8 protein-coding genes and 1 tRNA gene are annotated in these 13,706 nt (G+C 52.8%); 6 read left to right on the top strand and 3 right to left on the bottom strand.

Annotation, left to right across the window (positions count from 1 at the left end; translation table 11 throughout):
* Positions 1–233, top strand: a 233-nt coding sequence (locus Q0294_RS10445; protein ID WP_299464474.1) for a hypothetical protein, incomplete at its 5' end; no start/stop codon positions are given.
* Positions 234–384: 151 nt separating this feature from the next.
* The gene (locus Q0294_RS10450) at positions 385–822 is read left to right on the top strand and encodes a GNAT family N-acetyltransferase (protein ID WP_299464477.1); all 438 of its coding nucleotides are present in this window, start codon (positions 385–387) and stop codon (positions 820–822) included.
* A gap of 7 nt (positions 823–829) precedes the next feature.
* Here the strand turns inward: Q0294_RS10450 and Q0294_RS10455 are convergent, their stop codons facing one another.
* Together Q0294_RS10455 and Q0294_RS10460 are read right to left on the bottom strand one after the other, a co-directional pair.
* A complete protein-coding gene (locus tag Q0294_RS10455) occupies positions 830–2,251 on the bottom strand; it encodes a DUF1501 domain-containing protein (protein ID WP_299464480.1) in 1,422 nt (473 codons plus the stop codon).
* A 7-nt stretch (positions 2,252–2,258) separates the two neighbouring features.
* Positions 2,259–5,072, bottom strand: a complete 2,814-nt coding sequence (locus Q0294_RS10460) for a PSD1 and planctomycete cytochrome C domain-containing protein (protein WP_299464483.1) — start codon at positions 5,070–5,072, stop codon at positions 2,259–2,261.
* 286 nt (positions 5,073–5,358) lie between these two features.
* Here Q0294_RS10460 and Q0294_RS10465 point away from each other — a divergent pair, with 286 nt between their 5' ends.
* The 3 genes from Q0294_RS10465 to Q0294_RS10475 all read left to right on the top strand — a co-directional run bounded on the left by Q0294_RS10465 (position 5,359) and on the right by Q0294_RS10475 (position 11,943).
* Entirely contained in the window at positions 5,359–6,186 is an 828-nt protein-coding gene (locus Q0294_RS10465) for a DUF1080 domain-containing protein (protein ID WP_299464486.1), read from the top strand.
* A gap of 113 nt (positions 6,187–6,299) precedes the next feature.
* A complete protein-coding gene (locus tag Q0294_RS10470; RefSeq protein ID WP_299464489.1) occupies positions 6,300–9,833 on the top strand; it encodes a PVC-type heme-binding CxxCH protein in 3,534 nt (1,177 codons plus the stop codon).
* A 7-nt stretch (positions 9,834–9,840) separates the two neighbouring features.
* Positions 9,841–11,943, top strand: a complete 2,103-nt coding sequence (locus Q0294_RS10475; RefSeq protein WP_299464492.1) for a CehA/McbA family metallohydrolase — start codon at positions 9,841–9,843, stop codon at positions 11,941–11,943.
* Here the strand turns inward: Q0294_RS10475 and Q0294_RS10480 are convergent.
* A complete protein-coding gene (locus Q0294_RS10480) occupies positions 11,940–13,028 on the bottom strand; it encodes a sialidase family protein (RefSeq protein ID WP_299464496.1) in 1,089 nt (362 codons plus the stop codon). The two genes, Q0294_RS10475 and Q0294_RS10480, sit on opposite strands and share 4 nt — an antisense overlap.
* A 271-nt stretch (positions 13,029–13,299) precedes the next feature.
* Here Q0294_RS10480 and Q0294_RS10485 point away from each other — a divergent pair.
* Positions 13,300–13,373: transfer RNA gene (locus Q0294_RS10485), tRNA-Ile, on the top strand.
* Positions 13,374–13,706: the final 333 nt, after the last annotated feature.

A 13,706-nucleotide genomic window follows, 5' to 3' on the forward strand; every position in this document is an offset into this window, starting at 1 on the left:
TGGCTGTGCCGCGAGAACAGCATGATAAATTCAGTCGTTCGGTCGGTAACAACCGTCATTACTTTTACCCTCACTCAAGCGCTGCGCGAGAATCTCTGAAAAAACTTAGTCCTTTATTGAATACAGCATGGGCTAGAAGATTTTTGCCTCGAAAAAATGGCGAAAGTCGAGTTTTTCGAGAATTGTTCAATGTTCATAATGTCATTGGTATTTATATTGAAGAGGAAACTTAAGTATGGTGTGGTGCAGAGGCGTGGTGAAAATGGCCGCGTTATGAATCACATCGGGGGGGTATAGAGATGGTTTACATCATTCAACCGTCATTTACAATCAAGCCGAACCTGATCGCGATTCTGATCGCATTGAAAGTGGAATGGGTGTGTGATGCAATTTGAACGGATCGCGTTTCAATCAGAGTGGTACGATCAGGCGTGCGAACTTCGAAATGAAATCTTGCGCAAGCCTCTGGGGTTGGATTTATTCACAGAAGATCTGGCAGCGGAATCCGGGTATTGGCATTTTGGCATGATTATAGAGCACCGCGTCGTGGCCTGTGCGCTGGCGATTCCTGTTTCTCCGAAGAAAGCAAAACTGCGCCAGATGGCGGTCGCGCTGGAGTATCAAAGGCAGGGCGTTGGCAGGCAGTTACTGCAGAACATGGAACTGGACCTCAAGCAGCAGGGAGTGGAGTCGCTTGAACTGGAAGCGCGATCGACGGCCGTCGGGTTTTATGAAAAACTGGGTTATGCTGCAGTTGGCGAAGAGTTCCTTGCCGTATCCATCCCTCACTTGCGGATGGTGAAATCGCTCGTACAAGAGTGACTGCTCTTTAGCCGAGGAGTTCCTTAATCACGGCGCCGCCGGTCTGACTGAGGACTTTGAAGCGGCCTTCATGGAAATAGGTGAGCTGGTTGTCATCCAGGCCCATAATATGTTCCAAAGTGACATGCAGGTTTTGGATGGGGTTGACGACTTCGACAGCGTGATCACCGATTTCGTCTGTCGCGCCGATGCGATGACCGGCTTTCACGCCCCCTCCCGCCATCCAGAGTGCCATGCCTTTCGCGTTGTGATCGCGGCCGGCGGCCTGTCTTCCGCTGCGAATGCCATTATCGGGAGAGCGGCCGAATTCGCCCGTCCAGACGACCAGCGTTTCGTCCAATAAGCCTCGGGCTTTCAGGTCTTTTAATAACGCTGCAACCGGTTTGTCGACGGCCTGCATACGGGCTTTGTGTGAGCGTTCGAGATAATCGTGCGAATCCCAGCCGGCGGCGTAGATCTGAACGAAGCGGACGCCTTCCTCGACCAGTTTTCGTGCCAGCAGACAGCGTCTGCCGAAACTGTCGGTCTCCGGTTGGCCGAGGCCGTACATTTCCTGAGTCTGTCTGGTTTCCTTGTCCAGATTGATGATATCGGGGACTTGCGCCTGCATGCGAAAGGCCAGTTCGTAGGACTCCATGCGGGCGGCGAGCAGTTCTTCATGCGGATGGCGCTGCATGTCGGCCTGATTCAGTTTGGCCAGCAGATCCAGATTTTTGCGTTGTGTCTCACGCGTGACGTGGGCGGGGGGATTCAAATCGAGAATCGGCGATCCGTGGGAGCGCAGGGCGGTTCCCTGAAAGTATGCGGGCAGAAATCCGTTCGACCAGTTCGCAGAACCTCCCTGAGGATACGCGACTTCGGGCAGTACGATGAACGCGGGCAGATTCTGATTTTCGGTCCCCAGTCCATAAGTCATCCACGATCCGACCGCCGGGTCGCCACCAAAGCGATTGCCGGTATTCATATGGTAGCAGGCAGTGGGGTGGTTGATAGATTCGGCTTGCAGGCCGTGATAGATGCACAATTCATCAGCCACTTCGGACAGATGCGAAAAGTGTTCGCAGAGTGAAATTCCCGACTCGCCCGCCTGTCGATGTTGGAAAGGGCTCTTGATGTAATAGCGTTTGCCGCTGGCCATCGCAGAGACCTGTTTGTCTTCGCGGACGAACTCTTTGAGATGCAGTTTTTCCAGAGCCGGCTTGGGATCGAACGTATCGATGTGGCTCGGGCCCCCTTCCATAAACAGAAAGATACAGGCTTTGGCGCGGGGCTTGAAATGCGGATCGCGCGGCGCCAGCGGTTTTTCTAAAACCGGATTCGGTGTTTTCGGTGCGGATTTCTCTTCTGCCTGGAGCAGGGCGTTCAGCGCTACCGTGCCGAGACTGGCACTCATACCGTACAGAAAATCGCGTCGTTGTAATCGGTGCATGGGATTTTTATCGCAAATAAACAAATTCGTTGGAATTCATCAGAACAAGGCACAGTTCCGCCAGGGCGCGGGTTTCGGCATCGACGTCCCAGGGTTTTAAATCCTGAATGTAGCCGTCAGCCAGATCCAGTTTCTCGGTCCAGGCAAATGATTCGCCCGTCAATTCTTCAATCATTTCCCGTTTGACTTCACGGGGCAGCGAGACTTTCTGTGGCGGGTGCGCCCGGTGATAGTCCTGCATCTCAGTGACATGCTTGAGTGTGACGGCTAACTCGGCTGGTTCAGGAGATCGCAGTACGACCGTCTGGAAAATTTGCTCAATCGCTGCTGGCTTTGAATTCGTTTCCTGTCTGATTTTGTGCGCCAGGGCAATCGCGCGATCGTGTGTGAACTGTCCGTTGAACAGTGCAAAGGCCTGCGGGGTGACCGTGGTTTCATCCCGGCGTTCGCACGAGGATTCACTACCCGGCCGATTGAAGACTTCCAGCAGCGGGTCGGACAGCGTGCGATAACGAAAGGCATACAAGGTCCGCCGATTGCGTTGTGCGGGACGGGGCATCGGCTGATAAGCGGGGGCGACTGATCCCATGATGTGCCGCGGTTGCAGCGCGACTTCCCAGTTGATTTCGGGAAAGACGCCGGGGCCACCCCGTTCCGGATTCAGTTCGTTTGTGATCAACAGCAGTGAATCCCGAAGTTGCTCGGCGGTCATTCTGCGCGTGGGGAAGTGAGACAGTAACTGATTCTTCGGGTCCAGGGTCTGAACCTGTTCCGGATTCACCGGATGACTGCTTTGCTGATATGTGTCTGAAGTCATAATCAACTGATGCAGTTGTTTGATCGACCAGCCATGATCCATGAACCAGGTTGCGAGCCAGTCCAACAATTCGGGATGCGATGGCTTGGCTCCTTTTTGACCGAAGTTGTTCGGAGTCGCGACCAATCCGGTGCCAAAATGCATCTGCCAGATGCGATTGACGATCACACGCGCTGTCAGCGTATTGTTCGAACTGGCGATCCAGCGGGCGAGTGCCAGGCGTCGGCCTTCCTGAGCGCTGGGAATCGTATTCCAGGCGTTGGGTTCCTCGAGATCATTCGAACCCGCGACGGCACTGAGCACTCCCGGCGTGACTTTTTCCGTCGGCGCGGTCACGGCACCGCCGGCCAGGATAAAGGTCTGCTCGAGCTCTCCCTCTTGTTTTTTCAGATCAGGGATGAGATTGATGGCTTTCGTGGATTGATAATGATTCGGCGGTCCATTGTAAACACTGAAGGCATAAGGCTCGTACCGCTTGAGTTCCCGCTCAAAGTAGTCGATACGTTTGTTATTGATTTTCAGCAGACTTTTTTCGAGTTCAGTGAGGCCGAACCAGCGGAGCGGCGGCCGTTTGTCCGCGTCCACTTGTTTCAGGTTTTTATAGCCTTCTTTTTTCAGCCAGGCGGCGATGGCCGCATCGGTTTTCTCTTTGAATCTCTGTTGTTCTTCTCTGGTTTCCTGAATTAACTTTTCGGTACGGACTTTCATTTCCGCGAAGCCGGCAATGTTTTCGTAAGGCTGGTAGGGGACTTTGCGATCGGCGAACTGCACCGGGGCGAAGACGGCTTGAATGCGGTAGTAATCGCGAGTGGGGACAGGATCGAATTTGTGGTCGTGGCATCGGGCACAGCGGAAACTGTGTGCGAGAAAGCTGACGCCGACACTCTGGGTGATGTCATCCAGAAAGAGCTGGCGGGTGACGGCGGCGACGCTCATTCCCGTATGCTCCCAGGGGCCACTACGCAAAAAGCCGGTGGCAATCAGCATTTCCGGATCTTCCGAGTCCAGTTCATCACCGGCCAGTTGTTCGATGATAAAACGATCGTAGGGTTTATCGGCATTGAAACTACGGACGAGATAATCGCGATAGCGCCAGGCGTTGGGGCGTTCATAGTCGTTTGCAAAACCGCTGGTGTCAGCATAGCGTACGACGTCGATCCACGTCTGCGCCATCTGCTCGCCGTATTGCGGCGTTTGTAACAGGCGTTTGATTAGTTGTGGCCATGCTGTTTTTGTATCTGCATTTTGAAATTCATCGACCTGTTTTACAGTCGGCGGCAGACCGGTTAAATCATAAGTGGCGCGGCGAATGAGCGATTTTCGGTCGGCGGGTTTTGACGAGACGAGTTGTTTCTGGTTGAGTTTCTGTTGAATGAAGGCGTCGATCGGATGTCGCTCGCCGGAGTGTTTGCCCTCGAGCGCTTCCCAGGGAACCGCCGGGCGCTGGATGGGCTGATAGGCCCAGATATCTTCGGGCTGATAGGTGCGACTGGTCCAGGTCGGGCTCTGGCCGCCTGAAGTGGACATCACGATTTCAGCGGAGGAGCCGGCTTGGGAATTTTGAGGAATCAGTTTCTGATCTGACCAGACAGCGCCGTCTGCGATCCACTGTTTCAGGTCGGCGATTTCGGCGGCGTTCAGCCGGTTGCGTTCCTGCGGGGGCATCTGAATAGTTTCGTCTTTCCAGGTGACCGCATTCCAGAACGGGCTCTGTTCCGGTTTTCCCACGACGATGGCCGGTGCTCCCGATTCCCCCCCTTTGATCAGGGCTTCGCGGTTCAGCATGATGTATTCGCCTTTAATGTCGTCCGGTGTTTTTCCGTGACAACCGAGGCATTTATGCTCGAGCAGCGGGCGAATTTTTTGCAGAAAGAATTGTTCCTGTGAGGAGAGTTTTGTTTCTTCTGAATACAGTGAGCAGGGCGTGAATTGAATCGCGATGATCATGCCGACGCAGATCAAGCAAAAAAACTTTCGAACCGGCAGGGAAGAAAGAGCGCGCATGAATGAAATCTTTCGAATTCAAGTGAGACGGGGGGAATCAAAAATTCCGGGTCCATCGTATTACGTTAATCGGCGAGGAGCGGGAAATCAATTTCATTCGCTGCGAAATCGGTGGGTGGCACAAAGATACACCGAATTCTCTTAACAAAGTTGCGTATTTGGGTGGGAAGGGGATCACTGTTCTTGTAGGATGATTGGAAATGAATGTCACAGCAGGCATAATGAATGTCACAGCAGGCATGGGGTGCATACTGCTTTCGTAAACAGTTTTGAGAAAAGGGTAGCCATGAATTTCGGGGCTAAGAAATTATTATTGAGTCTGTGTGTGATCGCAGTGTTACCGGTACTCAATCAGGCAGATGTCTTTGGGCAAAAGAAAAGTCTGCCGCGCGAGGGGGGAGTTACCGATGGGGCGATTATCAAAATATCACCAGAGGATCTCTTACATCCGGGTTATACTTCGCTGTTTAACGGCAAAGATTTTACCGGCTGGGTGGTTCCCGAAGGGGACAACGGACATTGGAAAGTTGTAGATGGTGTGATCGACTACGACGCGCAGAGCGAAGCCAAAGGGGATAAAAATCTCTGGACCGCAAAAGAGTATGGCGATTTCATTTTGAGTCTGGAATGGCGGATCAAAGAGACCACCGGTTTATACAAAGTACCGATCGTTCTGGCCGACGGTTCGGAACTCAAAGACGCCAAGGGCAATGTCATCACGGTGGAACTTCCTAATGCTGACTCGGGGATTTATCTGCGGGGCACTTCCAAGGCACAGGTCAATATGTGGTGCTGGCCCCTCGGTTCCGGCGAAGTGTATTCGTACCGCCGCAATCAAAGTCTGTCGCCAGAAGTCAGAGCCGGTGTCACACCAAAAGTGAATGCCGACAAACCGGTGGGCGAGTGGAACAAGTGCATTATCATCATGGTCAAAGATCGTTTGACGGTAATCATGAACAACAAGATGGTTCTCGAAAATGCGCAACTGCCTGACGTGCCAGAGCAGGGGCCGATCGCGTTTCAGCATCATGGCGGTAAAATGAAAGATGGAACCTTCAGCCCCGCCAGCAGTCTGATGCAGTTCCGTAACATATATATCAAAGAACTTGAATAGCTTCTGATTGATTCTGCCTGGTTGATCCTTTACGATTGAACCCGCCTGCTGTTTCATGGAATATGAACACAGCAGGCGGGTTTTTCTATTTTATATCCTATGGTGAATCAACAATGAAACAAACATCCGGTGCGCTCTACCTGTTGTTCCTGGCGATGGGCTTTTGTCTGTTCACAAATGACTCGCTTTACGCTCAAAAAACCGGTGATCCGTTTCGGGAATTCATTCGTCCCACCGAGCCGCTGTCTCCTCAAGACGCCTTGAAAGCATTCACGCTGCCTGCCGAGTTTGAAATTCAACTGGTGGCAGCCGAGCCTGAGATTCAAAAGCCGTTGAACATGGCGTTTGACATCAAGGGCCGCCTCTGGATCACGGATTCCAGCGAATACCCGTATCCCGTCCAGCCGGGCGCTAAGGGCAAGGACACGATTAAGATTCTCGAAGATACGGACGGCGATGGAAGGGCCGACAAAATCACCACGTTTGCAGAAGGCCTGAATATTCCGATGGGCCTGTATCCGTACAAGAATGGTGTAATCGCTTTCAGCATTCCCGATATTTCGTTTTACGAAGATACCGACGGCGATGACAAAGCCGACAAGGTGACCAGGCTGTTTGGCCCGATGGGTTTTGAACGTGATACGCACGGCATGAATAATTCGTTTCGGCGAGGCTTCGACGGCTGGCTGTATGCGAATCACGGATTTAATAATCAGACGAGTGTGAGCGGCAGCGATGGTCACAAAATCGAAATGCATTCGGGGAACACGTATCGGATGCGGCTCGATGGTTCCCGCATCGAACATTTTACGCACGGGCAGGTGAACCCCTTCGGCTCCACGTTCGATGAAAAAGGGAACCTGTTTACCGCGGACTGTCATTCCAAACCGATCTATCAAATCTTGCGCGGCGGCTATTATCCGAGCTTCGGCAAGCCCGACGATGGCCTGGGCTTCGTCAAACAGATGATGGATCACCTGCATGGTTCGACGGCGATTGCGGGCGTAGAAATAATTTCGGGAGCACAGTTCCCACAGGAGTATCAGGGCAATTTCTTCAGTGGCAATGTGATGACCTGCCGTCTGAATCGCAATTCGCCCGTGTATCATGGTTCGACGATTGTTGCGAAAGAAGAACCCGATTTTCTGGCGACCACTGATCCCTGGTTTCGTCCCGTTGATGTCCGGCTGGGACCGGACGGCGCGCTGTATGTTGCGGACTTCTACAATAAAATTATCGGCCACTATGAAGTGCCCCTGGATCATCCGGGCCGCGATCGTCACAGTGGTCGCATCTGGCGGATTGTTTGTAAAGGTAAAGATTACACACACGTTGACTATTCAAAATTAAGTGTCCCGCAGTTGATTGAGTTACTGGGTTCTCCGAATTTGACGACGCGCATGCTGATTACGGATTATCTTTCAGATCAAAAGGGGCAGGCAGTAATTGAGCCTTTGCAGCATGCGGTCGTCGAAGCGAAACAGCCGACGATTGTCGTGCATGCGTTGTGGGTTTTGTTTCGACTGGGAGCGCTGAAGGATGAATTGATTTCGCAGGCCGTTTCGAGTCCCTCCGAACTGGTGCGGATTCATGCGGCGAAAATACTTGCTGAACGAACCTCCTGGGATGAGCAGAATCGCTTACAGATGGTACACGCACTGGAAGATGGAAATGCCTTCGTGCAACGGGCGGCTGCTGAAGCTCTGGGATTGCATCCGAATCTGGAAAACATTCAGCCGTTGTTTGCATTGCGGCAGAGAGTACCTGCGGAAGACAATCATCTAGAGTATGTCGTGCGGCGGGCGTTGATGCTGCAGATTCGTGATTCTCTGGTCTTCAAGCAGTTGGACTGGTCAACTTTGAATTCAGCACAGCGACGAGAACTGGCACAGCTCTCTCTGGCCGTGCCGACAGAGCAGGCGGCCTTGTATTTAATTCAAACCCTGCAAACGGAGCAGATTGATCAACGAGTATTGCCCGATTACTTTCGGCATATCGTCCGTTATTTACCGGCAGATAAGTTACCGCACATGATCGAGCTGGCCCGCACGAAATTAGCCGGCGATCTGGATCTGCAGGTTGAGATCATCAAAGCCGTGCTGCAGGGATACCAGCAAAAGGGATTGAAGTTTGATCCCGCGCTCACGGCGTGGGCCATGCAGCTTACAGACAAATTGCTGGCGGCGAATGCCGACCAGCCGAATCAATGGGTGAACCTGCCTGTTGTTGAGGGGGAGCATGCGAATCCCTGGGGTGTGCAGCAGCGGGCGTCTGCGGACGGCGATCAGGCGTCCCCGTTTTTCTGCAGTCTAACTGCCGGAGAACAGGCTACCGGTCGTCTGGTTTCCGCTGATTTTAAGATCCCCGCTCAATTGGAATTTTATATCGCAGGGCATGTCGGCTTTCCCAAACAACCCGATCATGGTCTGAATTATGTGCAATTGAAACGGTCGAAAGACCACAGCGTAATCAAGCGTGTCTCTGCGCCGCGCAATGATCTGGCCCAAAAAGTAAGCTGGGATTTGAAAGAGTTTGCGGGTGAGCAGGGTTATCTGGAAATTGTGGACGGCGATACCGGAAAGGCGTATGCCTGGTTGGCGGTCGGGCGATTTCAGCCGGCGATTGTTTCCGTGCCCCCGATCAGTCTGCAGCAACAGAACAGTCGTCTGTCGGCGGCTGTGTTTCTGGTGCAGCAGTTCCACATGCGTGCGGCCCGTGAGAAGCTGGTTGACCTGTTGTCTGCGGAACGTCTTGATCCAGGTCTGATGAATGAGTTGGCGCTGGCTGTGATCACAGTGGATGGAACCGACGCATTTCGGCCGCTGTTTCCTCTGCCAGCGGTGCAGGTTGCTGCGACAGATGTTTTTCAAAACGCCGTCATTCAGGCAGTGATTCACCAGAAACTGGATCAGCTTGATGCTCTGTTTCAGCGGGCATTTAAGTCCTATCCCTCTCGTCTGCAGACTCAGTTGGCGGAGGTCTTATCCAAGCAACCACAGGGAGCCGACCAACTGGTGAGCTATGCAGAAAAAGGCATCGTTGCGCCTCAACTGCTGACGGAGCCGGGGATTCAGATTCAAATTCAACAGGCGGCTGATCAAAGTCTCAAAACACGCGTGCAGAAATTAATCAGTGCCTTGCCCCCGCGAGAGAAAAAAACACAGGAGAATATCGCCACCCATTTGAAATCGCATGAGGCATTCAAGCTGTCTCTCGAAAATGGTCAAACGGTGTTCGAGAAGAACTGTGCCGTCTGTCATCAACTGGCCGGCAAGGGGGCCGTGGTCGGTCCGCAGCTGGATGGAATTGGTAATCGGGGCCTGGAACGCTTACTGGAAGATGTGCTCGATCCCAATCGCGCGGTCGATATCAATTTCCGCACGACCACGATTATTACCGACGCCGGGAGAGTCTTCTCGGGACTGAAGCGGCGGGAAGAGGGAGCCGTTCTAGTTTTTGTCGATAATAAAGGGAAGGAATTTACGATTTCCAAAGAGGAGATCGAAGAACAGAAACAGTCGCCGCTTTCGCTGATGCCGGCAAACCTGCTGGAAATCTTATCGCCGCAGCAACTGCATGACCTGCTGGCGTATCTGTTGCAAAGTACGAAAAAAGAAACCGCAGTCATTGATGGCTCCGTTAAATGAAACCGTAATGAAACTGCCCGCTGGAAAGTCGCTTGTGATGATGAAACAAACATTATTGACTCTTTTATTCTCTCTGGCTGTGACTGGAACGGTGATGGCAGGCGAGTCGGTGATCGTCACTTCAAAGATGATTCACCTGCGCAGCGCGGGCGAACGTGAGTGGTCGACGTTTCCGGAATCGGGCCAGCAGAAAGAGTTGTCGGTTCCGTTCGAGGCTGAAGCGAATCCGAGTGAAGCCACGCTCCTGTTGAGGCAGGACGATGTGAAGCAAGGCTGGAGTGTCGAGCTGAACGGCACCGTGCTCGGGAAACTGGTTCCGGATGCGAATGATCAACAGCTGCTGCTGGCTGTTCCCCCCAATACAGTCAAAACAGGCAAGAATCAGTTGCGGATATTTCAATCGGGTAAGCTGGACCCGGATGATATTCGCGTGGGAGAAATCGTTTACTTTCCCGGATCGAAGCAGCAGGTTCTGGCGGAGGCGCAGCTTTCGATCGAAGTCGTCGATGGTCAATCGGGGAAGCCGCTTCCTTGTCGCGTTACGATTGTGAATATCGACAAGACGCTGGTGGCGACGACGGCGCAGTCGAACGAACGGCAGGCGGTAAGGACCGGGGTGATGTATCTCAGCGAGGGGAAAACTCAATTTCGCTTGCCGGCCGGTACGTATATCATCGCTGCCGGGCGGGGTTTTGAATATGGCGTTGATTTTCGGACGGTGGAATTGAAAGTCGGCGATGAGAAAAAGGTCCAGCTCAAGATCAACCGCGAAGTCGATACCAAAGGTTATGTCAGCTGCGATACGCACATTCACACGCTGACTCATTCCGGGCACGGCGACTGTTCAATGGAAGAACGCATGCTGACGCTGGCGGGGGAGCAGATTGAGTTTCCCATTGCCACCGATCATAACAAGCAAATCGACTACGAACCGTTATCTCGAAAATTGAACGTACGGCAGTATTTTACACCGGTCATCGGAAACGAAGTCACCACCAAGTGGGGGCACTTTAATGTATTTCCCGTTCAGGCAGAGGGGCCGATTCCCGATTATAAACTGCCCGACTGGGATGGGGTTTTTGATAGTATTTATGAGACGCCGAACGTCAAAGTGGCGATTTTGAATCATGCTCGCGATATCCATTCGAAGTATCGTCCCTTCGATCCCAGGAATCATCTCAGTTTAACCGGGGAAAATCTGGATGGCTGGCGGTTGCGGGCGAACGCGATGGAAATTATCAACTCCGGTGCGACGCAAACTGATTTCATGCAGTTGTATTGCGACTGGTTTGGTGCACTGAACCGGGGTTTGTTTTTAACGCCGGTGGGTTGTAGCGATTCGCATGATGTCAGCCGTTATATCGTGGGCCAGGCGCGGACGTACATTCAGGCGGATGATAAAGATCCCGCGAAAATTGATGTCAGCCAAACCATTCAAAACTTCGTGGACGGCAAGGTGCTGCTCTCTTACGGATTGTTCACACAAATCAAAGTGAACGGCAAATATGGGCCGGGAGAACTGGTGCCTGCCTCTGAGGATCTGGAAGTGAGTCTCACCGTTTCGGGACCGTGGTGGGTCAGCGCAGATCAGATCAGCCTGTATGCGAACGGGGAATTGGTTCGTCGGGAAAAGATCGATTCCAAAGACCAGGGGGGCGTGAAATGGGAAGGGACCTGGAAACTGAAGCCGTTACCCAATGATTGTCATCTGGTGGCGATTGCGACGGGGCTCGGCGTGTCTGGCCTTTATTGGCCGCTCGCCAAACCGTATCAGCCGGATGCTCCGGAATACAAATCACACGTGGTGGGTTCGACGGGCGCGGTCTGGATTGACGCCGACGCCGACGGCAAAAAAACGACCGCGCATGCGTATGCAGAACGATTAGTGACTCAACATCCAGACGATCTGGAAGCATTACTCAAAAGTCTGGCAGACTATGATCAGGCGGTTTCCTTGCAGGCAGCCAGTCTGCTCAGAGCACGCGGCGTTTCTCCCTTTGATCCAGAATTGACAAAATTATTGCAAGATGCAGCGCGTCCGGTGCAGATTGGATTTGGCCTGTATGCAGAAGCGTGGCGGTCGAGTCAGATTGCCCGTGCGACGAATTAGTTTTTTTGCATTGGTTGAAATGCGACAAAAGGGGTCCGCACGAAAAAGACGCCGGGGCCTCCTGTCTGTTGGGGATCGAGGTCATAAAATAGCGTGCCCAGTGTGTGCTCGTCAATTTGCACCGTGCGTGGCCAGCCGCGGCCTTTGATGGGACGCCCCGGGTTATAAATGATGACGGAATTTGTTTTGTCCCAGGTCTGCCCCTCATCGTGTGAAAGCGTCAGTTCATAGGCCCATTCGTCATCGCGGCCCACGCCGTACAGAATCGAAGTCAGTACGAGGTTCCCGTTTTTCAGAGCCGTCAAATCATAACCGGCGACGCCGAAGTAGGGGAGATTATTTAACGCGGTCCAGCTTTGTCCCTGATCGGTGGAACGCAGGCCGTACACCATGTTTCCCGGTTTACCGGCGGGGACGGGGGAACTGGCTTGTGGCGCGCCGCTGATGAATGTTCCCCTGGTTGTCTGCACCAGCGGGACCATGCCGTGATTCCGACCATCGCCGAACGAAGAAACCGTATTTGATTTGCGGTGATAAATGACCGTGCGATCATAAAAGGGGCAGACCCAGCGGTCGGCATCGAGTTCGAGAATCGGATGTCTGAGGCAGGTATAGTTCGTCAGATCCTCCATTGGAATTTCTGTGACGGGGGACCAGGTGACGCCGTTATCTTTTGATGTGCAAAACTGGGGCACGCGCCAGCGGCGTTTGTCTTCCACGCGATAACAGGACCAGTGCAGTACAATTTCACCACTCTTGAGTGTGGTGAGTGAACCGGGATAAATCGAACAGTCTTTGATGCTGGGAATGGGCTGGCTGGTCGACCAGTGCAGGCCGCCGTCGGTCGAACGAGAGAGCAACAGTTCTTTGCCGCCGCCCCCGTTTTCGTTATAGACGGCTAGCAGATCGCCGTTGGCCGCACGACACAGAGCCGGGTGAATGTGCCCGTCGATGACTGTTCCCACACGAATGGGGGCAGACGGCGTTGTTTTCGCAGTCTGATCTTCTGCCTGCGCAGAAGCGACGTATGCGGGCATGAAGCCGATATGTAACAGCAGCAGGTAATAGAGAGGGGCGCGAAACATACTGGAAGCAGGCCTCCTGCAACAGAGGTTTTTCGGAAGAAAAAGAGGACATCGCAGGATCCTGTTTACCCTGTCGCGTGTCAGAGATCAACAGAAGCGTCAAATTGACGGAAAGTTAGGCAGGATTACGGCTTTCCCGGCTCATAGCTTTGACAGTCACCGGGGTCTCCAGTAAGCTATCGCCTTCCCCCCGCACGAACATTCAGAGGCTGAAACGGATTTGAATCCGCTGCTGAGCCGTGTAGTATAAATGATGACCAGAAAACAACTTGGGGCCGTAGCTCAATCGGTTAGAGCAGCAAACTCATAATTTGTTGGTTGCAGGTTCGAGTCCTGCCGGCCCTAATTTTTCTTCTCAATTCTGAGTACAGCAAGACGTTGACTGATATTGGAACAGGGGCTCGTGCTCTTCGTCATCACTTTCTTCTAACGACCTGATATTGATCAGTGTTTCAAAGTCCATTCCAGGGTCTCCGTTTGAATCGCAAGATGTTGTCAATTGCCCGCTGCAATTAATTCTTCGTTCATCAGTGTGCGCAGTAGCCAGGCAATCAGAGGCGCACGTAGCGCAATGAATGACTTCCTGGGTTCTGACATCCGCTGTTTCAGCTGAGTCATATTGAACCGAATTAAAATACATCAGTATGAAAATGTCGGATTATTGGTTTTGCAGTGATT

Source organism: uncultured Gimesia sp., assembly GCF_937919775.1.
Taxonomy (GTDB): domain Bacteria; phylum Planctomycetota; class Planctomycetia; order Planctomycetales; family Planctomycetaceae; genus Gimesia.